At 70.8% G+C, this 19,880-nt stretch carries 22 protein-coding genes; 16 read left to right on the top strand and 6 right to left on the bottom strand.

What is annotated here, in order from left to right; genetic code table 11:
- The first annotated feature begins 64 nt into the window (after window positions 1-64).
- Window positions 65-445: a PPOX class F420-dependent oxidoreductase gene (locus tag EF387_RS00570; RefSeq protein WP_128374453.1), complete on the top strand. Its 381-nt coding sequence runs from the start codon at window positions 65-67 to the stop codon at window positions 443-445.
- Window positions 446-494: 49 nt separating this feature from the next.
- On the opposite strand, the gene EF387_RS00565 is transcribed toward EF387_RS00570, so the two are convergent.
- Window positions 495-1,502: a zinc-binding alcohol dehydrogenase family protein gene (locus tag EF387_RS00565; RefSeq protein WP_202918118.1), complete on the bottom strand. Its 1,008-nt coding sequence runs from the start codon at window positions 1,500-1,502 to the stop codon at window positions 495-497.
- 167 nt (window positions 1,503-1,669) lie between these two features.
- Between EF387_RS00565 and EF387_RS00560 the strand changes: the two genes are divergently transcribed.
- Window positions 1,670-2,467, top strand: coding sequence for a VOC family protein (locus EF387_RS00560; protein ID WP_128374451.1), 798 nt, complete (start codon window positions 1,670-1,672; stop codon window positions 2,465-2,467).
- Window positions 2,468-2,562: 95 nt separating this feature from the next.
- Here the strand turns inward: EF387_RS00560 and EF387_RS00555 are convergent, their stop codons facing one another.
- Window positions 2,563-3,120, bottom strand: a complete 558-nt coding sequence (locus EF387_RS00555) for a hemerythrin domain-containing protein (protein ID WP_128374450.1) — start codon at window positions 3,118-3,120, stop codon at window positions 2,563-2,565.
- A 162-nt stretch (window positions 3,121-3,282) separates the two neighbouring features.
- Between EF387_RS00555 and EF387_RS00550 the strand changes: the two genes are divergently transcribed.
- The gene (locus tag EF387_RS00550) at window positions 3,283-3,639 is read left to right on the top strand and encodes a hypothetical protein (RefSeq protein WP_238431268.1); all 357 of its coding nucleotides are present in this window, start codon (window positions 3,283-3,285) and stop codon (window positions 3,637-3,639) included.
- Window positions 3,640-4,076: 437 nt separating this feature from the next.
- Here the strand turns inward: EF387_RS00550 and EF387_RS00545 are convergent, their stop codons facing one another.
- Window positions 4,077-5,090 (bottom strand): Ppx/GppA family phosphatase, encoded by a 1,014-nt coding sequence (locus EF387_RS00545; protein WP_128374449.1) that lies wholly within the window; start codon window positions 5,088-5,090, stop codon window positions 4,077-4,079.
- An 83-nt stretch (window positions 5,091-5,173) separates the two neighbouring features.
- Between EF387_RS00545 and EF387_RS00540 the strand changes: the two genes are divergently transcribed.
- From EF387_RS00540 to EF387_RS00515, 6 genes are all read left to right on the top strand, one after another.
- Window positions 5,174-6,646: an aminotransferase class I/II-fold pyridoxal phosphate-dependent enzyme gene (locus EF387_RS00540; RefSeq protein ID WP_128374448.1), complete on the top strand. Its 1,473-nt coding sequence runs from the start codon at window positions 5,174-5,176 to the stop codon at window positions 6,644-6,646.
- A 192-nt stretch (window positions 6,647-6,838) separates the two neighbouring features.
- Entirely contained in the window at window positions 6,839-7,504 is a 666-nt protein-coding gene (locus tag EF387_RS00535; protein WP_128374447.1) for a HemK2/MTQ2 family protein methyltransferase, read from the top strand.
- The gene (locus EF387_RS00530; protein WP_128374446.1) at window positions 7,488-7,724 is read left to right on the top strand and encodes a CDGSH iron-sulfur domain-containing protein; all 237 of its coding nucleotides are present in this window, start codon (window positions 7,488-7,490) and stop codon (window positions 7,722-7,724) included. The genes EF387_RS00535 and EF387_RS00530 overlap by 17 nt, the downstream gene beginning before the upstream one ends.
- Window positions 7,721-8,725, top strand: coding sequence for an iron-containing redox enzyme family protein (locus EF387_RS00525; RefSeq protein WP_128374445.1), 1,005 nt, complete (start codon window positions 7,721-7,723; stop codon window positions 8,723-8,725). Before EF387_RS00530 ends, EF387_RS00525 begins: the two co-directional genes overlap by 4 nt.
- 32 nt (window positions 8,726-8,757) lie before the next feature.
- On the top strand, window positions 8,758-9,630 hold the full coding sequence (locus EF387_RS00520) for an SDR family oxidoreductase (protein ID WP_128374444.1): 873 nt from the start codon (window positions 8,758-8,760) through the stop codon (window positions 9,628-9,630).
- Window positions 9,631-9,681: 51 nt separating this feature from the next.
- On the top strand, window positions 9,682-10,785 hold the full coding sequence (locus EF387_RS00515) for an FUSC family protein (protein WP_338058074.1): 1,104 nt from the start codon (window positions 9,682-9,684) through the stop codon (window positions 10,783-10,785).
- On the opposite strand, the gene EF387_RS49325 is transcribed toward EF387_RS00515, so the two are convergent.
- The gene (locus EF387_RS49325; RefSeq protein WP_274388908.1) at window positions 10,736-10,855 is read right to left on the bottom strand and encodes an LPFR motif small protein; all 120 of its coding nucleotides are present in this window, start codon (window positions 10,853-10,855) and stop codon (window positions 10,736-10,738) included. The two genes, EF387_RS00515 and EF387_RS49325, sit on opposite strands and share 50 nt — an antisense overlap.
- Window positions 10,856-11,000: 145 nt before the next feature.
- Here EF387_RS49325 and EF387_RS00510 point away from each other — a divergent pair, with 145 nt between their 5' ends.
- The gene (locus EF387_RS00510) at window positions 11,001-11,378 is read left to right on the top strand and encodes a DUF6479 family protein (protein WP_128374442.1); all 378 of its coding nucleotides are present in this window, start codon (window positions 11,001-11,003) and stop codon (window positions 11,376-11,378) included.
- Window positions 11,379-11,527: 149 nt separating this feature from the next.
- Here EF387_RS00510 and EF387_RS00505 read toward each other — a convergent pair whose 3' ends face one another.
- Complete coding sequence (locus EF387_RS00505) at window positions 11,528-11,767, bottom strand: WhiB family transcriptional regulator (RefSeq protein WP_128374441.1); 240 nt, start codon at window positions 11,765-11,767, stop codon at window positions 11,528-11,530.
- A 96-nt stretch (window positions 11,768-11,863) separates the two neighbouring features.
- On the opposite strand from EF387_RS00505, the gene EF387_RS00500 reads away from it, so the two are divergent.
- The 6 genes from EF387_RS00500 (at window position 11,864) to EF387_RS00475 (ending at window position 18,234) form a co-directional block, all read left to right on the top strand.
- Window positions 11,864-12,562 carry a ribonuclease H family protein gene (locus tag EF387_RS00500; RefSeq protein WP_128374440.1) on the top strand — a complete coding sequence of 233 codons (699 nt, stop codon included), beginning with the start codon at window positions 11,864-11,866 and terminating at the stop codon, window positions 12,560-12,562.
- Window positions 12,563-12,613: 51 nt separating this feature from the next.
- The gene (locus tag EF387_RS49660) at window positions 12,614-12,901 is read left to right on the top strand and encodes a Ku protein (RefSeq protein ID WP_338058073.1); all 288 of its coding nucleotides are present in this window, start codon (window positions 12,614-12,616) and stop codon (window positions 12,899-12,901) included.
- 163 nt (window positions 12,902-13,064) lie between these two features.
- Window positions 13,065-13,334, top strand: coding sequence for a hypothetical protein (locus tag EF387_RS00490; RefSeq protein ID WP_128374439.1), 270 nt, complete (start codon window positions 13,065-13,067; stop codon window positions 13,332-13,334).
- 578 nt (window positions 13,335-13,912) lie between these two features.
- Window positions 13,913-15,388 carry a condensation domain-containing protein gene (locus EF387_RS00485; RefSeq protein WP_238431285.1) on the top strand — a complete coding sequence of 492 codons (1,476 nt, stop codon included), beginning with the start codon at window positions 13,913-13,915 and terminating at the stop codon, window positions 15,386-15,388.
- Window positions 15,382-16,833 (top strand): condensation domain-containing protein, encoded by a 1,452-nt coding sequence (locus EF387_RS00480; protein ID WP_128374437.1) that lies wholly within the window; start codon window positions 15,382-15,384, stop codon window positions 16,831-16,833. The genes EF387_RS00485 and EF387_RS00480 overlap by 7 nt, the downstream gene beginning before the upstream one ends.
- Window positions 16,834-16,845: 12 nt before the next feature.
- Window positions 16,846-18,234 carry a condensation domain-containing protein gene (locus tag EF387_RS00475; RefSeq protein WP_162467057.1) on the top strand — a complete coding sequence of 463 codons (1,389 nt, stop codon included), beginning with the start codon at window positions 16,846-16,848 and terminating at the stop codon, window positions 18,232-18,234.
- A gap of 19 nt (window positions 18,235-18,253) precedes the next feature.
- Here the strand turns inward: EF387_RS00475 and EF387_RS00470 are convergent, their stop codons facing one another.
- A complete protein-coding gene (locus tag EF387_RS00470) occupies window positions 18,254-18,913 on the bottom strand; it encodes an acyl-CoA dehydrogenase family protein (RefSeq protein ID WP_128374435.1) in 660 nt (219 codons plus the stop codon).
- Between the last annotated feature and the right edge of the window lie 967 nt (window positions 18,914-19,880).

The raw sequence follows: 19,880 nt of genomic DNA, 5'->3' as shown, positions 1-19,880 counted from the left end.
ATCCCGATCCTCACAATCGGAAGGCCCCCTGCCGAGGCGATCCTCGCCCGCCTACACTCCGGGCATGGACGAGAGCTTGCTGGACCGGCTCGGCGCGGGCAAATACCTGCTGATCACCAGCTACCGCAAGAACGGCACCCCGGTCGCCACCCCGGTCTGGGTCGTGCGCGACGGGGACACGCTGGGGGTCTGGACGGCCACCGACTCCTGGAAGGTCAAGCGGATCCGCAACCGCGCGGACGTGCTGGTGGGGCCGTGCGACCTGCGCGGCAACCCGACCGGCGACCAGGTCCCCGCGACCGCCGAGATCTGCGACCAGGAAACCACCGCCCGCTACCGCGGGCTCGTGGCACGCAAGTACGGCGTCTTCGGCCGGCTCACCCTCCTCGGCAGCCGCCTGCGCCGCGGCGAACGGGGCACGGTGGGCATTCGCGTCTCGCTGTAGAACCGGGCCGCCCACTTGGGGAAGAGGCGGGTACCGAGACGCTGCCGCTTCAGGACAGGTCGTTCAGGAGCACCGCCGCCCCGTCGAACCGGCCCGCCTTCAGATCCCGGAGTGCCTGCGGGGCCTGTGACAGCGGATAGGAGTGCGTGGTGGCGCGGACGCCGTGCCGGCCCACCAGCTCCAGGAACTCCCGCCCGTCAGCACGGGTGTTGGCGGTGACGCTGCGCAACTCCTTCTCGTAGAACAGCTCCTGCTCGTAGCGAAGTGACGGGATGTCGCTGAGGTGGATGCCCGCCACGGCCAGCACCCCGCCGCGGTCGAGGGCCCGCAGCGCCACCGGCACCAGGTCCCCTACCGGGGCGAACAGGATGGCGCTGTCGAGGAGTTCGGGCGCGGCGTCGTACGCACCCGCCGCCGATGCCGCACCCAGTTCGAGGGCCAGCCGGCGAGCGGCCGGATCCCGGGTCATCACGTGCACGGTCGCACCCTGCGCCACCGCCACCTGCGCGCACAGATGGGCGCTGCCCCCGAACCCGTAGAGACCGAGCCGGCCACCTGGCGGCAGCGCGGCCCGCAGCAGGGCGCGATAGCCGATGATGCCCGCGCACAGCAGCGGCGCCAGCGCGACGTCGGGCACACCGGGAGGCAGCCGATAGGCGAAGCCGGTCGGCACGGTGGTGTACTCGGCGTAACCGCCGTCGGCGTCCCACCCGGTGTACTCGGAGGCCGGGCACAGGTTCTCCGACCCGCGCACGCAGTGGACGCAGGTGCCGTCGGTGCGCCGCAGCCAGGCGACCCCGACCCGGTCGCCGGGCTGGAAGCCGGTGACCGCCGCGCCCGCCCCGGCCACCACACCGACCACCTCGTGACCGGGCGTGACCCACGGCCGGTGCACCGGCAGGTCCCCCTCGGCGACATGCAGATCGGTACGGCACACTCCGCAGGCGCGCACCCGGACGAGCAGTTCGTCGGGGCCCGGCACCGGGACCGGTTTCGTGACCAGGCGCAGCGGCTCCGACTCGACGGGGCCGGGCTCGGTCACCGCCCACGCGCGCATCGTCCGGTCCGCCATGCCGCGCCCCTTCCGTCGCCCTCCGCCGCCGTGCGTGCCCTGCCCGCCGCCTCCAGTCTCCCGCCGACTTGGCCTGCGGCGCGGCGTGCGGCTGGCTAGCGTGGAGAAAAGGGGACGAACTCCAACGGACGTCGACGGAAGAGAGCCGAGCCATGGCCGTACAACCTGAGGGAACGCCGTGCTGGACCGATGCGATGTTCGGCGACGCCGAGGCCGCGAAGGACTTCTACGGGGAAGTGCTGGGCTGGACGTTCGGGGAGGCCCAGTCCGAGTACGGCAACTACACACAGGCCTACGCCAACGGCAAGGCGGTGGCCGCCGTCGTACCGCCGATGCCGGGGCAGGAAGAGCAGTCCGCCTGGTGTCTGTATCTCGCGTCGCAGGACACCGCCGCGACCGTGAGCCGCATCCGTGACGCGGGCGGCGAGGTGCTGATGGAGCCGATGGAGGTCGGCGAGTTCGGCACCATGGCCCTGGCCGCCGAACCGTCCGGCGCGGTCTTCGGCGTGTGGCAGGCCGGCACTCACGAGGGTTTCGAGGCGAGGGGAGTACCCGGTGCGTACTGCTGGGCCGAGGTCTTCACCCGCGACCCCGAACGGACGGACGCGTTCTTCCGCAGCGTCTTCCCGTACCGCGTACAGCGGCTCGAGGACGAAGCCGTGGACTTCCACATGTACAACCTGGGCGAGGAGACCGTGCTCGGCCGGATGAGGATGGGGGAGGAGTTCCCGCCCGAGGTGCCCTCGTACGTCAACGTCTACTTCACGGTCGAGGACTGCGACGCGGCGGTCGCCAAGGCGACCGAAAAGGGCGCGATCCTGAGATTCGGTCCGATGGACTCTCCCTTCGGCCGTTTCGCGGCACTGAGCGATCCGCAGGGCGCCTCGTTCTCGGTGATCGACCTCACCACGACCAAGGGCGAGATGCCGAAGACGTCGGAAGTGGACTGAGCACCTGGGGTGCTTCGTGAGTCGAGTGGGCCCACCGCGCGCGGTGGGCCCACTTCCGTGTGCGGGACCGTACGTACCCACGCCGGCCTCGGGCGCTACTTGCCCCGCCCCGTCACGAAGTCCCGGACCCGGTCGACCAGACCCACGCCCGGACCGAGGAGCTTGTTGGCGGGCGGGGTGTCGGGGGCGCTGGGGTGCGGACGGGTCGGGGCGAGCTTCTTCGCCGTGCGGATCTTGTCGCCCAGCTCGTCCAGGGCACTCTGCGGGCACGACTGCCGCAAACGCACGAAGAGCGAGGTCTCCTCGTCGCGGACGTGCTCGCTGACCTCGGTCTCCAGTTCGACCACCGCACGGTTGAACTCCGGGTCGCTCGCCTCCATGCCCTCAAGGTCCTTCAGGAGCCGCTCCACCCGGGAGTGGTCATCGATCTCCTTGTCCGCGATGGCGTCGCCGTTCTCGACGTGCTCCCGAACCGCCGGGTAGAGGTACTCCTCCTCGGCGATCGCGTGACGCACCAGCTCGATCGTCAGCTGGTCGAGCACCCGCTTGCGTTCGGGCGCGCCCGGCGGCTCCTTGCCGATCTGCGCGAAGAACTCCTCGACCTCGCGGTGGTCGGTGGTCAGTTCCTGAATCACGTCTCCGCCGTGGCCCATGATCACATCACCTTCCGCTGTGTCGTCGTCGGCCGGACCCTCCGGTCGGCGACGACCGGGTTCCCTTGGGCCGTCGGGGCTAACGGCGCAGGTGGGATCCCGTTTCACCGGCGGCTGACGGGTACCCGCGAGCGAAGAGAACCCCGAGGGAGAGGAATCGCCGTGAACGCGCAACCGTCGCACGTCCAGGTGGTGGTCAGCGACTGCTCCGCCACGGACGCCGGGCGCCTCTTCGCAGTTCTGCGCAGGCTCTTCGCCTCGGACCGCGACGACGGAGACGTACCACCCACCGGTTCCACCGCGTGGCTCGGCACCTTCGACACCGACGCGGTCCGCCCGCCCGCACCGGACGTCCGTGTCTCCCTGACCGGCCCCGTCCTCGCGGACCTGCAGGGCACCCCGCTGGCCGTACGCCGTCTGGAACACGTCCTGGAGGACACCTTCACGGTGCATGAACTGGGCTCGGCCTCCGGCGACCAGGAGGTCGAGATCGTGCTGCGGCTGGAGCAACGCCGGTAGCGCCGGTAACGCCGCCTGGGTTACGTGGCCGATGGCCGATGGCCCCGGTCGACGGCCGATGGCCCCGGCCGGTGGTCGGGGCTGCTGGTCCCAGTCGTGGGCGCGGGGCTCCATGGTCGCGCGACCGGGTCGATGGCCCGTGGCCCGGGTCGATGGGGCTGTGGGGCCCCGGTCGGTGGTCACGGGCCCGCCTGCTGGTCCCAGTGGGCGCGGGGCTCCATGGCCGCGCCCCCCCGGCCGTTGGCCGCGCGACCCCCGCGTGGCCGCCGGTCCCGGACGATGGCCGCCGGACCAGGCCGGTTGCTGCGGAGGGGGCCCGCGGCGCGGAAGAAGGCCGGTGAGATCAGTCGTCCCGACCGGCCTCTTCCCCGTCCGCCTCGATCCGCACGCGCGCGGCCGTACGCGGACGGGCGCACTGGCGGCTGTACGCGCACCGTTCAGTTCGACTGCGTGGCGACCCGCAGCGGCACCGCCCGAGCCGGGGGGTGGGAACCCTCCGTGCCGCGCTCGGCGATCTCCGCCCACCAGTCCGCGCCGTCCTCGATGTGCCGCAGCAGCACACCCTCCCGGATGGCCCACGGGCAGATGGCGACCCTCTTCGTCCCCGTCAGCTTCATGGTGGTGTGCCCCACGATCGCCCCGGCCAGACTCTGGCCGGCCCGCGGGGCCGAGATGCCGGGCAGGACACAACGCTCCTCGGCAGGCAGCGAGGCCAGCCGGTCGAGACATGCACGCAGGTCACGGCGGTGCAGATAGCGAGTCGCGAACGGCCCCTGCCGACCGGGCGCCGCCCCGCACAACCGCGCCAACTGCTGGAAGGTCCGCGAGGTCGCCACCGTCGTGCGCGGTGACTCCCAGCGGATCCGCGCGGCCACGTCCCGCAGCTGATGCCGGACCTTGCGGCGTAACGCCTTGATGTCCTCCTCCGACGGCGGGTCCCCGTCGGCGAAGAACTCCCGGGTCAGCCGACCCGCACCGAGCGGCAGCGAGGCCACGAAGTCCGGCAGCCGGCCGCGTCCGAAGGCCACCTCCAGCGAACCGCCGCCGATGTCGAACAAAGAGAGCGGCCCGGCGCGCCAGCCCATCCAACGGCGCGCCCCCAAGAACGTCAGCTCTGCTTCCACCTCCCCCGGGAGCGTGCACAGCCGTACCCCGGTTTCCGTATGGACGGTGCGCAGGACGTCCAGTCGGTTGGGCGCGTTGCGCACCACCGCCGTCGCGAAGGCGAGCGGCCCGCCCGCCCCCCACTTCTGCGCCGTCTCACCCGCCGCCGCGACCGCCCCGACCAGTTGTCGTACCGCTTCGTCGGGAATCCGCCCCCCGGACTCCACGTGTTCGGACAGGCGCAGCTTCCACTTGGCCGTGTGCACCGGCAGCGGGACGCCCCCCTCGGCGTCCGCCACCACCAGCCGGACCGTGTTCGAACCCACATCCACCACGCTCATTCGCATGCGGGCGGGAGTACCCCGTAGGACCTCCGCCACTCGAAGCAGTCCCCGGATTGGCTGAGGTGAGAGGTGGGAACCCGTCGGCCATGCCTGCCGTCGATCACACTCGAGCGCCGGTCCTCGAAGCCCTCGTCGAACACCGTGAGAGGTGCCGTCTCGACTTCTCACCACCCGGCCACAAACAGGTGCGGGGCGCCGACCCGGCGGTACGGGAAGTACTCGGGGACGCCGTCTTCCTCGGCGACGTGCTGGCCTCGGGAGCCCTGGACGACCGGCGCACCCGGGGCCGCGTGCTGGAACGCGCCGAGCGGTTGATGGCGGACGCCGTGCACGCCGAGCACACCTTCTTCTCGACCTGCGGCAGCTCCCTGTCGGTGAAGGCGGCGATGCTCGCCACGGCGGGCCCGCACGAGGAACTGCTGATCGGGCGGGACGCCCACAAGTCCGTCGTCTCCGGGCTGATCCTGTCCGGGATCCGGCCCGTGTGGGTGGAGCCCCGCTGGGACGCCGAGCGCCATCTCGCGCACCCGCCGTCCGCGGCCGATTTCGACCGGGCCTTCGCCGCGCACCCGGACGCCCGGGGCGCCCTGGTCACCAGCCCCACCCCCTACGGCGGCTGCGCAGATCTGCGCGGCATCGCGGACGTCTGCCACCGTCGCTCCCGGCCGCTGATCGTGGACGAGGCCTGGGGCGCGCACCTGCCCTTCCACCCGGATCTGCCGTCCTGGGCGATGGACGCGGGCGCCGACCTGTGCGTGACCAGCATCCACAAGATGGGCAGCGGACTGGAACAGGGCTCCGTCTTCCACCTCCAGGGCGAGCTGATCGACCCGGGCCGGCTCAAACTGCGAGCGGACCTGCTGGGCACCACCAGCCCGTCCGTCCTCATCTACGCCGGCCTCGACGGCTGGCGCCGGCAGATGGCCCTGAACGGCAAGAACCTGATGGGTGCGGCCCTGGAGCTGGCGGTCGGCGTACGGGCGCGGATCGAGGAGCTCACGGGGCTGCGGGTGAACGACCGCGACGACTTCTGCGGCCCCGGGCTCGCCGACGACTTCGACCCGCTGCCCGTCGTCATCGACCTCAGCGGCCTGGGCACCACCGGGTACCGGGCCGCGGACTGGCTGCGCGAGCACCACGACGTGGACGTCCACCTGGCCGACCACCGCCGCATCGGCACCCAGCTCACCCATGCCGACGACCGGGAGACCACGGGCGAACTCCTGGCCGCGCTGCGGGCCCTGGTGCAGGCCGCTCCCGGGCTGCGCCAGGCGCCGGAGGTGGACGTGCCGTCGGCCGGCGAGATCCGCCTGGAGCAGGTCCATCTGCCGCGCGACGCGTTCTTCGGGCCGGTCGAGGACGTGCCGGCCGAGGAGGTCGTCGGCCGGGTCGCGGCGGAGATGCTGACGCCGTACCCACCGGGCATCCCGGTGGCGCTGCCCGGCGAACGTCTCACCGAGCCCGTCGTGCGCTATCTGCGCACGGGCGTCGCGGCCGGGATGAACGTGCCCGACGCCACCGATCCGGACCTCGAAAGGATCAGAGTCGTGCGGGAATGACCGCGGGCCCGGAAGGTCCCGCGCGGATCGTCCGGGTGGTCGGGTGGTCGGGTGGTCGGGTGGTCGGGTGATCGGGTGACGGGCCCGGCGTGTGGAGCACGGCCTTCTGGTTACTCACGTCAACGCCATTGAAAACAGTGACATGTCATGACATTCGATTCGTGACCTTCGACGTGCGTCAGGAGTGCCTCCATGGGAACGCCCACCGGTTCCTTCCTCCTCAGACCGCCGGGCGTCTACGCGCCCCAGCAGGACACCGACCTGCTGACCCGCGCTCTGCGCCGTGAGGACATAGGGCCGGAAACCGAGGTACTGGACCTCGGCACCGGAAGCGGCGCACTGGCCGTCCAGGCCGCACGGCTGGGCGCACGGGTGACGGCCGTCGACATCGCCCGCAGCGCCGTGCTCGCCACCCGGCTGAACGCGCTGCGGTACGGGCGACGGGTCACCGTGCGCCGCGGCGACCTGCTGTCCGCGGTCCCGGGCAGGTCCTACGACCTCGTGGTGAGCAACCCGCCGTACGTGCCCTCGCCGGGGGAGCGGCTGCCGAGTCGGGGCGCGGCCCGTGCCTGGGAGGCGGGACCCGACGGCCGGGTGTTCGTCGACCGCATCTGTGACGCGGCGCCGGGCGCGCTGCGGCCCGGCGGGGTCCTGCTGATCGTCCACTCGGCGCTGTGCGGCGTCCGGCCCACCCTGGCCCGACTGGAGGCGGCCGGTCTCGAGCCCGTGGTCGCCGACCGTGCGTCCATCCCCTTCGGCCCGGTGCTCCGCGCCCGCCGTCCGTGGCTGCGCCGCCGGGGCCTGCTGACCGACGAGAACCGGGAAGAGCTGGTGGTCATCCGTGCCGAACGCCCCTGAGAGCCCGCGCCGCGTCCCCCGCGTCACCGTCGACCGGGACGGCCCCCTGCTCGTGGAGGGCCCGGTGGAGATCGTCCGCGAGGACGGCACTGTCGTCACCTCGCGGCGCTTCCAGGTCGCCATCTGCACCTGCCGTCGCAGCCGGATCCACCCGTGGTGCGACACCAGCCACCGCCGCCGGGTGAAGGAAGAGACCGGGGAGGAGGGCGACACGCCGTGACCGCACCCGCCCTGCCCACGCCCCGCGGCGAGCTGTCCGACGCCGTGGTCTTCGCACTGCACTGCGGCGCGTCCGTACCGTCCCTCGCGCAGCAGACGCGGGAGGCCGACCCGTATGGCGACGATCTCCAGCTCGCCCTGTACGTCCTGTACGAGCTGCACTACCACGGGTTCGCCGGCGTGGCCGACGAACGCGAGTGGGACACCGGGCTGCTCGCCCTCCGACGCGCCCTGGAACTCCGCTTCACCGAGGCCCTGCGCACCGACGTACCCCCCCGACGCGGCGCCGAGGAAGCACTGGAGCCGCTGCTGCTCGAACCCGTGGGCCATGACGGGAGCAGCGTCAGCCACTTCCTTCAGCGCGACGGCGAACGGTGGCAGCTCGAGGAGTACGCGGCCCTGCGCTCGCTGTACCACCTCAAGGAGGCGGATCCGCATGCCTGGGTCATCCCGCGGCTCCGCGGCCGCGCCAAGGCCGCCATGGTGGCGATCGAGTACGACGAGTTCGGCGCCGGCCGTCCGGACGAGATCCACGCCCGCCTCTACGCCGATCTGATGCGGGACCTAGGACTGCGCACGGACTACGGCCGTTACCTCGACGCATCCCCCGCCGAGGCGCTCGCCACCGTCAACCTCATGTCCCTGCTCGGCCTGCACCGCGCCCTGCGCGGGGCGCTGGTCGGGCACTTCGCCGCCGTCGAGGTGACCTCCTCGCCCGGTTCCCGGCGGCTGGCCGCCGCACTGCGCCGGGCCGGCGCCGGACCGGCCGCCCAGCGGTTCTACGACGAGCACGTCGAGGCCGACGCCGTGCACGAACAGGTCGTACGCCGGGAGGTGATCGGCGGTCTGCTGGCCGACGAACCCGACCTCGAACCCGACATCGCCTTCGGCGTCGGCGCCACTGTGTTCCTCGAGGACCGGCTCGGCGCGCGCCTGCTGGGGGCATGGCGGCGCGGGGAGAGCGCGCTGCGGATCCCGCTGACCGTAGAACCCGGCCGCTGAGCCCATCGGCCGACGACCAGGAAGGAATCCTCATGACCGACGACCCGACCCGGAAGCACCCCCGTCCCGATTTCCCGCAGCAGGACCAGGAGCACCCGGGCTGGACCGGCCCCATGGACCCGCCGCCCGATCACGGGGAGGACTCCTACCGGGGCTGCGGTGAACTCCAGGACCGCAAGGTGCTGCTGACCGGTGGCGACTCCGGCATCGGCCGGGCGGTCTCCATCGCCTACGCACGGGAGGGAGCGGACGTGATGTTCACCCACCTCCCCGAGGAGGTGAAGGACGCCGAGGAGACCGCCCGGCTGGTCGAGGACGCGGGCCGCAAGGCCGTAGCAGTGTCCTGCGACGTCCGCGAGGAGGAACAGTGCCGCCGGCTGGTGGAACGCGCCGTGGCGGAGCTCGGCCGGATCGACGTCCTCGTCAACAACGCCGCCTACCAGATGTCCCAGCCCGAGGGCATCGGCGCCATCTCCACCGATCAGTTCGACCGGGTGATGCGCACGAACCTGTACGGCATGTTCTGGCTGTGCAAGATGGCGCTCCCGCACATCCCGCGCGGCGGCTGCATCATCAACTCCACGTCCGTCCAGGCCTACAAGCCCAGCCCGCACCTGCTCGACTACGCCACGACCAAGGGCGCCATCGTGACCTTCACCCAGGGGCTCGCGCAGATGGTCGCCGGTGACGGCATCCGCGTCAACGCGGTCGCGCCCGGACCCGTCTGGACGCCGCTGATCCCGGCGACGATGCCGGACACGGCCGAGTTCGGCAAGCAGGCACCCATCGGCCGTCCCGCGCAGCCCGCCGAGATGGCACCCGCGTACGTCTTTCTGGCCTCGCCCCGCTCCAGCTACATCACAGCGGAGATCGTGAACGCGACCGGGGGCACCCCGCTGCCGTAGAAGAACCCCTGAGGAAGGGGAACGACCGAGAGGCCGGAAAGGAGAGACAGCATCGCGTGGCACTCACTGACCTGGGAGGCCGCGGCCGTCTGGCGCGCGGTTTTCAGGGCCGTCACCGAGCGCGGCTCGGAGCGCGACACCGCAGTACAGTCCCTCAAGGCGGCAGCCGCCGCGCTGCTGGCCTGGGCACTCGCCGGCCTGTGGTGGGACGCGCCGATGGCCCTGCTGGCCCCCTGGTCCGCGATGTTCCTGGTGCAGAGCACCGTCTACCGATCACTGCTCAACGCCGTGCAGCAGTTCGTCGTGGTCGTCGTGGGCACCCTCCTGGCCGCCGGGTCCTTCGCACTGACCCACAACAGCATGGCCGCGATGGTGCTGGCCCTGCCGGTCACGGTGCTGCTGGGCAACTACTCCCGCTTCGGCAGCCAGGGCATGTACGCGCCGACGGCCGCCCTCTTCGTCATCGCATACGGCTCGTACACGGGCTTTGACATCGTGCACCGGCTGCTGGAGACCCTGCTCGGCGCGGTCATCGGGATCGGGGTGAACGCGCTGGTCCTGCCGCCCGTGCACTCGCGGCATCTGCGGCACCTGCGCGAGCGGCTGCCGAGGGAGTGCGCTGATCTGTTGCGCACTGTCGCCGACGGCATCGAGGAGCCGTATGACAAGGACCGGACGCGCGGCTGGTACGACCGGGCATGGCGCCTGACCGAAGACGTCACGGAGATGCGGACCGCGCGCAGTTGGTCGGACGAGAGCTACCGGTTCAACCCGGGACGCCGACTGCGCCGCTCGGCACCGGAGCCCCCGCCGGACTGGGACTACACCTGGGACCGGCTCACCGAGCACATCAGGATGACACTGCGCCCGCTCGTCGAGACCTCCGTGGAGGACCCGGTGCGGGAGATCCTCGCCTCGCTGCTGCGCGCGGCCGGTGAGGTGTGCGGGGCGGAGTCCGCGGCGGAGCGGCGGCGGGCGCTGGACGACGTCCGCGCGGCCCACCGGCGCCTCGCCTCGGTACTCGAGACCGCCGGGCACGGGCCGACGCCCGCGCTGGGCGGGCTGACGGCCGATGCACAGCGGCTTCTGGACGACCTCGTCGATGTCAGTGAGCCGAGCGGGACGCCCCGCCGAACAGCCGGGCGAGAGCCCTGAACGGCAGCGTCACCACGGCGGCCAGCGTGCCTCCGATCGCCCGCAGCACGTCGGCGATGGCGCGGAACATGTCTTACCTCCTCGTGTAGAACGGGTCACCCGGCTGACCGTCCGCGCGCCTGGCACGGGGGCCTCCGGGTGTGTGACCACCGGGTACCCGCGCATCTGTCGTGCAGTCGGAGGTTCGTGCAGGTGTCCGGGGGTACCCGGCCGTCATGACAGCACAGAGCTTGGAAGTGGCCGCGACGGAGGGCCTCGTCGGTGGGGTGTTCCCGCTGCTGGCGGGGATCGTCGTCACCATCGGGCTGATCTGGGCCGTCCGTCTCGGTATCAGGGTCCGCCGCCGGGAACCCGCTCCGCCACGCCCGGAGGAGCAGCCCAGGCTGCCCGAGTCCGGGCCGGTCCTCGAGGTGAGTGAGATGCGCGAGCCCGACGAGGTGCCGAAGGCACAGAACGAGAGCGAGCGGCTCACGCCGCATGAGCTCCATGGTCTCGGCAATGTGCGCAGCAGGCGCAGCGACGACCAGAAGAGGCCGCGCTGGAGCCCCGGCTCCAGTGGTGGGTTCGGCAGTGGCGGCGCGGGCAGGACATGACCGTGACGCGGTCTTCGCCGGGAACTGCACGAACCGAACGAACAAAGCGAATGACACCAGCGAAGCGAACGACTCGAACCAAAAGACGCGCGGCTGCCGGTCACCGAGGGTGGCCGGCAGCCGCGCGAAGGGTTATCGAGCCGGCTCGGTCATGACGCGAGCCGGCTCGCCCGTATGAGGTCGGCCCGCTCCTCCTCCGAGGTGCCGCCCCACACGCCGGTGGTCTGCCGGGTGCTCAACGCCCAGTCCAGACAGTCCTCGACGACCGGGCAGCGGCAGCAGATCCGTTTGGCCGCGAGTGCGTCCCGTACGGCGGGGCCGTTGCGGCTCACGGGGAAGAAGAGGTCGGGGTCCGCGTCCACGCACGCCGCTCTGTCCAGCCACTCCATCGTCAGGGCTCCTCAACGGTGACCAAGGTCGTGCGCCGGGTGCCCAGGGCAACCTGGGGGAAACCGCCCTGCCGGGGGCGGTGGGACGATAGGGCCATGATTGAACGTGTAGTCGCCGCCTGCGACGGAGCTTCCAAGGGGAATCCGGGGCCCGCGGGCTGGGCCTGGGTGGTTGCCGACAGTGGGGAGAAGCCCGAGCGGTGGGAGGCCGGCCCGCTGGGCACGGCCACCAACAACGTCGCCGAACTCACCGCGCTGGAACGGCTGTTGAGCGCGATGGACCCGGACGTCCCGCTGGAGATCCGGATGGACTCCCAGTACGCGATGAAGGCGGTCACCACCTGGCTGCCCGGCTGGAAGCGCAAGGGCTGGAAGACGGCGTCCGGGAAGCCGGTCGCCAACCAGGAACTGGTCGAGCGCATCGACGCGCTGCTGGACGGCCGGTCCGTGGAGTTCCGCTACGTCCCCGCCCACCAGGTCGACGGCGACCCGCTCAACGACTTCGCGGACCGGGCCGCGAGCCAGGCGGCCTCCGTCCAGCAGCCGGCCGGCACCGAGTACGACTCCCCGGAGCCGCCGCCCGCCCCCGACACACCCACGGCCGCGGTAACGAGCCGCCGGTCCGCAGGCGGCGGCAAGGGCGCAGGCAAGGCCAACGGCAGGCCCTCGTCGCGCACCATCACGGCGAAGTTCCCGGGCCGCTGCGTCTGCGGCCGGTCCTACGCGGCCGGAGAACAGATCGCCAAGAACGCACAGGGGTGGGGCCACCCGGAGTGCCGGGAGCTCGCCGGATAACTCCGGTTGAGGGGACGGGAGTTCGGGACGGGAGTTCGCTGAGCACGTTACATCGGGCGGCCGGGAGCCCGGGCTCCCGGCCGCAGTGGCCGAGCCCGTCGGCGATCTGCGAGATCGACGGCCAGAGTCCTCACAGAGGACGAGATCGGCAAGGGCTACGAGCTGTCGAAAGACCAGCTGATCCCGGTGTCGGACGACGAGCTCGCCGACCTGCCGCTGCCGGCGGCGAAAGCGATCGATGTGGTGGCGTTCGTGCCCCAGGGGGTGTGCCGAAAGTCCCGTGCGGTGCCCCCGGTGTCCGGTGCGTGGCCTCGGCGTGCCGGAAAAAGGCCTTCGTAGCGGAGCTACTTGGGTCTTTGGCCGGTGCGGCGAGTGGGGGGTGCCCCCTGCTCGGAGAGCTTGGGGGAGCGTGCCGGGCGCCGCGGGTGCTGTGCGGGACTTTCGACAAACCCCCCCCTGGCGGGCGGCGGCCCGTCCAGTGGACAACGCGTGGAATCTGGCCGTGGGCCAGGACGTGTTCTACCCCGGCGCCAGCGACCAGCCCCCGACCCGCCTCGAAAAGAGCCTCGCGGCGTTCGTCGACCGGGCCGTCGACGCGGGTGCCCGCAACCCCCGCGCCCTGCGCATCCTCCTGGATGTGATGAGCATGGAGAAGCCGCCGGCGCGGCTGCTCATGCCCGACATGCTGGCCCTGGTCTGTCTGGGCCGGAGGAAGCCCCTGCTCCCGGGCCCGCCGCTGACGGACGACGAACTCAAGGCCGCGGGGATCTGACCGAACGCGGCGCCCGGCCGGGCATCCGCTGCGGTTCAAGACGGCGCGGAGGTTCCTGAACCCGCGGGCTCACTCGGTCCGGGTGAGCCCGCCGGGCTCCACAGGCCGTTCACAGGGACGCCGCAGGTCCCCGACGCCGGACATCATTTCGTGGGTCCCGACATTCGCGACTGAACACCCACCCATGTTCGCCGGCATGAAGGCGTCCAAGCAGTCGACCCAAATTCGAGCCGCCCCGCGACCCATCGGCCGACGAACGCTTCCGGTATCCCGGAAGTCATGACCAAAAATCGCTCCCCATTCGCATCAGCCAGCGGAATTCCCGAGTGCGAAACCCCTTACGGGCCTAACGGAAATGACCGGTGAACACCTCATAAATCACCCCCTTGCAAATTACACTGACTGCTGAGTAACATCCCGTCCCGGCTGCTGAACGCATTCCGGCTCAGCGAAATATTGCCGCCATGTTAACAGTGGAAGTCACACAATGACGCCCGCCCGGACAATCGACTGCTCTTTACGCTCACGCCACCCCACATCGTTTACGAGCGACAGGCAGACACGTGAAATTCATCGATATGCACGACCTTGATGTCCTGCCAGGACTGCTCACCGTCTGGCGACCTGCGCCCGCAGGACCGCACTCGACCCCCTGGATACCGGATCCACGACCGGCGTCGTACCTCCAGGAGGCGCACATCAGGGAAGCACGCATCACCGGCCCCGGCCCGCGCCCACCCTCCTGGCTGGCGACCGTCTTCGAACTGCCCGGGGAACTGAACGCCGGGGCGCTGGAGCGGGCACTGCTCGGCTGGATCGACCGGCACGAATCGCTGCGCAGCCGACTGCTCCCCCACGGCGGGCCTGGTGCCGGGCCCAGGGGCGGTCGGGTGAGCCGGGCGACGCTGCGGGCGGGGACGGTTGCCATGCTGCGTACCGTCGTCGGTGACTTTCCGAGCGGCGACGAACTCTCGCACCGTATCGAGGCATTGTTCGACCAGGAGACGGATCCGCTCACCTGGCCGTCGTTCGTCTTCGCCACCGTCGGACACACCGACACCGAATCCACCACGCTCTATGTGGGCTTCGACCACTCCAACGTCGACGGCTACTCCATCTTTCTCATCGCACACGAGATCCGTGAGCTGTACGCGGCAGCGTTGCGGGGCAGGCCTGCGGAACTGGCCGAGGTGGGGAGCTTTCTCGACTTCGCCGGGAGCGAGCGGGCCGGCGCGGCGCTGGTGCACAGCGAGCATGAGGCGGTCGCCGGGTGGCGCGACTTCGTCGCGACGAACGGCGGGGAGTTGCCGGGCTTCCCAGCTCCGCCGGGCACACCGGCGAGCGGCACCGGGGCCGTCGGCGACGTCACCGGTCAGGGCCCGGGCCACGGACACGCCGGGGCCCAGGCACAAGCCGGCCGCTGCGAGTGGCTCCTCGACGCGCAGGGGGCGCAGGCCTTCCAGGACGCCTGCGTCAGGAAGGGCGGGAACTTCTTTTCCGGGGCGCTCGCCTGCCTGGCGATCGTGGCGCACGAGAACACGGGGCAGCAGCAGTTCCGTGCCATCGCACCGTTCCACACCCGGACCGATCCGCAGTGGGCCCAGTCGGTCGGCTGGTACGTCGGCCTGGCGCCGGTCGGATTCGCGGTGCGCGGCACCGACGCCTTCCGTGAAGTGATGGCGGAAGCCGGCCTGGCGTTGAAACGCGCGAAACCCCTGGCGACTGTGCCGCTTCCCCGCATCACCGAATTACTCGGGATGCCACTCGAACCACGGTTCATGGTCTCGTACATGGATATACGCAGAACTCCGGGCGCGGAACAGTGGGGCGAATGGCGGGCGTTCGCGCTGCGCAGCCGCCGGATACATCCCCACGAAGTGTTCCTCTGGATCATGCGCTCACGCCGCGGCGTCTACCTGAGTTTCCGATACCCGGATACCGAGGGCATCAGAACCGCCGTTCCACGCTATATCGAACAGACCGGATGGCTCATGGAACAGATTGCCAAAGAAGGCAGTGAAGACTGCCGAGGAAAGGAATCCGCAACATGCTGATGACACCGATTCTCGAATACGTTCCGGAACCCGGTGAACTGGTCGAATTCCGGGTACCCGCTGCGGTACTGGCGGTCACCGCCACGGCGCCCGAGCACCCGGCCCCGCCGTCCTATGTACAGGAGAACCACATCTGGCGGCGGCTGGCCAACCAGATCGCGGGCAAACGGCACTCGGGGTGGCTGGGCATCGTGTTCGACGTGCCCGGCAGACTCGACACCGGGGCGATGGCGACGGCGCTGGAGAAGTGGGTACGTCGCCATCCCACGCTGCTGACCTGGTTCGACGTGGAAACGGTCGCAGCGGGGGCGGATACTCTTCCACGCCTGCGGCGCCATGCGCTCAACCCGGAGACGGAAACGTTGTCACCCCTGTTGGAGCCGGTCTCCCTCGGCTCGTACGGCTCGGGGTCGGCCGTCCGCGACCACCTGGTGAAGCTGTTCGACAACGGCACAGACCCGCTGCGCTGGCCGCCGTTCGTCGCCGGCGCCGTCGTACGGGACGACGGGACCGCGTCCACGGTGTTCTTCGCCGTCGACCATACCCACTCCGACGGGTTCTCGGTCGTGCTGGTATTCGACGAACTACGCACGCTGTACGAGGCCGAACTGAGCGGAATCGAGGCGGAGTTGCCCGCCGTCGGCAGCTATGTCGACTACTGCGCCCTCGACCGCGAACGGTCCGCGGCGATCACCGTGGACTCGCCCGAGGTACGCCGCTGGCTGGAGTTCTACCTGGCCGGGCCGCCGCCCACGTTCCCGCTGGACATCGGAGTTGAGCCGGGGAAGACGTACCCCAGCATCCCGATCGAGATGGATCTGCTGGATACGGCGGAGGCCGAGGCGTTCTCCAAGGCGTGCAAGGCGCAGGGGGCCGGTTTCTCGGCCGGGCTGCTGGCGGCCCTGGCCCTCAGCGGGTACGAACTCGGTGGCCATGAGTCCTACCGGGGGCTGACCGTCGTCCATACCCGGGACGAAGCACGCTGGCAGTACACCCAGGGCTGGTTCATCAATCTGGCGCCGGTCGAATTCCCGGTCGGCGGGCGCCCGTTCAGCCAGGTCGTGGGCGATGCGCAGCGGGCCTTCGAAGGAGCGCGGGAACTGGCGAGGGTGTCGCCACTGCGGGTGGCGGAACTGATGCCGGGGCTGTCCGCCACCGTTCAGTCGGACGCCGCGGCCGTGCCGCCCATGACCTCGTACATCGATGTGCGGCACGCGCCCGGGTCGAAGGACTGGGCAGCGGCCAACTGCAACGCGCTGGTGGGGCCCGGGGACAGCAGGGAGGTACCTGTCTGGGTGAACCGGCTGTGGGGTCGCACCTATCTGAAGACGAGGTATCCGGACACCGAGGCCGCCCGGGTCAATGTGCCGCGGTTCTTCGGACATCTGCGGGACGTGCTGCGCGAGATCGCGCGCACCGGTGAATACGGCACGGGCAGGGCCTGATTCACCGTGCACGTGACCACGATCGACCGTTTCGTCCCCGCGTCCGGCCGGGTCGTGGAGTTCGCGACGTCCGCCGCGACCCTGGCCGTTGCGGAAGGCGCTCCCGCCTCCCCCGTACCGCCGTCCTTCAACCAGCGGTTCCACCTGGCGGGGGCCCCGGGCCACTGGCTGGCGTGCGCCTTCGACATCAGGGGGCCAGTCGACACGGAGGCCCTGCGCACGGCCTTCGAGACCTTCGCGGGCCGGCACGAGACGCTGCGCAGTGGGTTCCGTTCGGCCGGGTCCGCGGGACCCGAGCGGTTCGTACTGCCCGCCGAGAAGCTTGAGTTGGTGATGGTGCGCGACGGTGAGACGTACGCGACCGCCGAAGAGCTGCGTACATGGCTCAGGAACCGTCTTGCGGCCAACTGCCGCCCGATGTCCTGGCCCTCCTACCTCTTCGCGGCGATCCTGCGCCCCGACGGCGGCACCGTCGTCTGCGGCTTCGACCACTGCGACGCCGACGGTTACTCGCTGGCGGTGGCGGTGCACGAACTGCACGAGCTCTACACCGGCCGCCCGGCGTCGTCTCTTCCGCCCACGGGCAGCTTCGTGGACTACTGCGCCCTCGAACAGGAGCAGTCTTCAAGCTCTCCCCCGGACTTCACCGACCCCCTCGTCCAGTCCTGGTCGTCCTTCTTCGCCGACTGCGACGGCACGACCCCGTCGTTCCCGCTCCCGCTGGGCATGCCGCCCGGCGAACGGGCCCCGCAGGGCACCGATGTCCGCCGGCTCCTGGACTCCGACGCCACCGACGAGTTCGAACGCCGCTGCCGAGCGGCCGGAGGCAGCGTCTTCACCGGCCTGCTCACCGCCCTCGGCCTGGCCGCACACCGGCTCGGCGCGGACAAGGTGATCAGGCTGCTCGTCCCGCTCCACACGCGCCATGAGGAGCGGTGGCAGCACGCGATGGGCTGGTTCACCACCGTAGCCCCGCTCACTCTCGACGTCAGCGACGCGACCGACCCCGCCGAAGGGTCATCGCGGACCCGGGCCGCGTTCCGCAAGGCTCGCGCCCTGGCCGAACTACCGGTCGCGCAGGTCCTCCCGGCCCTTGGCGACAGCTTCCGGCGCACCCGGACCGACGTCTTCATGGCCTCGTACATCGACTACCGCCGCTTCCCCGGCTCCGCCACCCACCTCGCCCGCCGGGCCCACCACATCAGCAGCGTGACGGTGGCCGACGACGCCCAGTTCTGGTTCTCCCGCACCCATGAGGGCCTCTTCCTGCGCTCCCGCTACCCCGCGACGGCGGCGGCGGAACCGATCGTCCTGTCCTTCGCCGACGCGGTGGGGGTACTGCTGGGGAGGCCCTCCACTCCGTCGCGCGGCCGACGTAGTGAACCGACTGCCGGAAGGTGATCTCGAACCGTTCACGCCCTCATGTGGCGCTGCGTTCACTGGCCCCCTGAACTCCCGTTCCAGTGTCGATCTTGTGCGCGGCGACGGCGAGGTTCCTCCGGGCACCGGGAGAGTCGGCCAGAGTGGGGTGGGCGGGGTTCGGCGACGTCCGCTTGGCAAGGACATTGACCACGATGTCGAGGGCGCCGCGCGCGGCACCCCACAGGGGGGCGAACAGCCCGACCGCGATCGCGATGTTGGATGCCGCAGCGGCGATCCGGGGCAAGTCGAGCAGATGAGAATCGGGGATCCACACGTCGCTGCCGACGAGAGTGTGGCTTCCGGTGCCGCACAGTCCCGCCATGTGCCAGTCTCGGTCGATGGTCAGATCCCGGGTGCGGGCGAACACCGCAGCTGGCTGCGGCGGGCGGTCACCCTCCCCAGGCAGTTGCACGGAAAGTATCGCCCATTCGGCGAGTTCACATCCCGAAGCGTACGACCATCGGCCGGAGATGCGCAGCCCGCCGGGCTCACGGACGGCCGTCCCCGGCCGAGCAGACGCGCACGCTACGCTATCGACATCGCGAAACGCATCCGCGTATGCCTCGTCTGACGTGCCGATCTGCAACACCCGCTTCGCTTCGAGGTTCGTGGCCGCGACCCAGGCCATCGACGGGCAGCCCCGTCCGAGCTCGGCCAAGAATCGGACCCTCGTGCTGAGGTCGGCCTCGATCCCTCCATCGGATCGGCGGACGCCTAAGGCGAATGCGCCCGCAGCCCGAGCAGCGGCGGCACTCACGCCGGTGATCCGCCGATCTCGCTCGGTCGCTGCGGCTTCGACCGCTGCTTGCTTCGCCGCCGTACGAGCGGCATCGAGCAAGGGGACGGACGCGCCGTCGATACTTTTAGTCGTCATGCGCCAGGCAACGTTCCATGATCTACATCTATTCCTCAGGTAGCGCTGGCTGCCGGCGCGCGAGCGGCCGGCCTGCTCACCGAGCAGTACGTGCTGCGCGGACTCCGTGCGCCCGGCGGCGGCTACAGCGTCTCCGCCGAACCCGCCGCCACACCCTCTGATCAGCGGCGGCGTGCGGCCGGGTTCCGCGATTGCTGCCAGCGGGCCAGGGCCTGCGGGGAGACCCAGGTATTCGGCCAGCGAGGCGACCGAGGTGCGGTCGGAAGGTGGACGCGGTCCGGGTCGACCCGGCCGTCGTGCGAGTGGGGGCGCATTGCAGGGTGCGCTCCGCCTGCGCGGCCACGGTGAGGGCCGCGTTACGAGGTCGGCCGTGTCCTCGTCTCCGGCTCCCGCGGCGACGCCCGCGACGAGCCCTGGCGGCCCTGTCAGCCACAGGACCGACGTTCCGCCAGGCCCGCCGAGCCCATCGAGATTCCCCTGATGCCCTGTCACTTCCGGGCGGACCGGGGCCCGTCCATGATGCGAGTGTGCCCCGCCAGCCGGCCGATGGAGATGGCCGTGCACGGACGAGGGCTGCCACGCGGGCACTGGTCGCTGGGGCGTCTGTTCTCGGAACAGCCCACGGCGACGCCCCCTCCGACCGGGTGAACCATCCGGCAGTCCCGGCCGTACGGTCGTTGAGCCCTGCGAAGAGTCGTGCGGCGCCCCGGGGGGGGGGGGGGGGGGGGCCCCCCCCCGCACACCAAAAACC

This window comes from Streptomyces cavernae (genome assembly GCF_004023625.1).
Taxonomy (GTDB): domain Bacteria; phylum Actinomycetota; class Actinomycetes; order Streptomycetales; family Streptomycetaceae; genus Streptomyces; species Streptomyces cavernae.
Note: the sequence above shows the minus strand (reverse complement) of the source record. Positions and strands in the feature narration are given on the sequence as shown.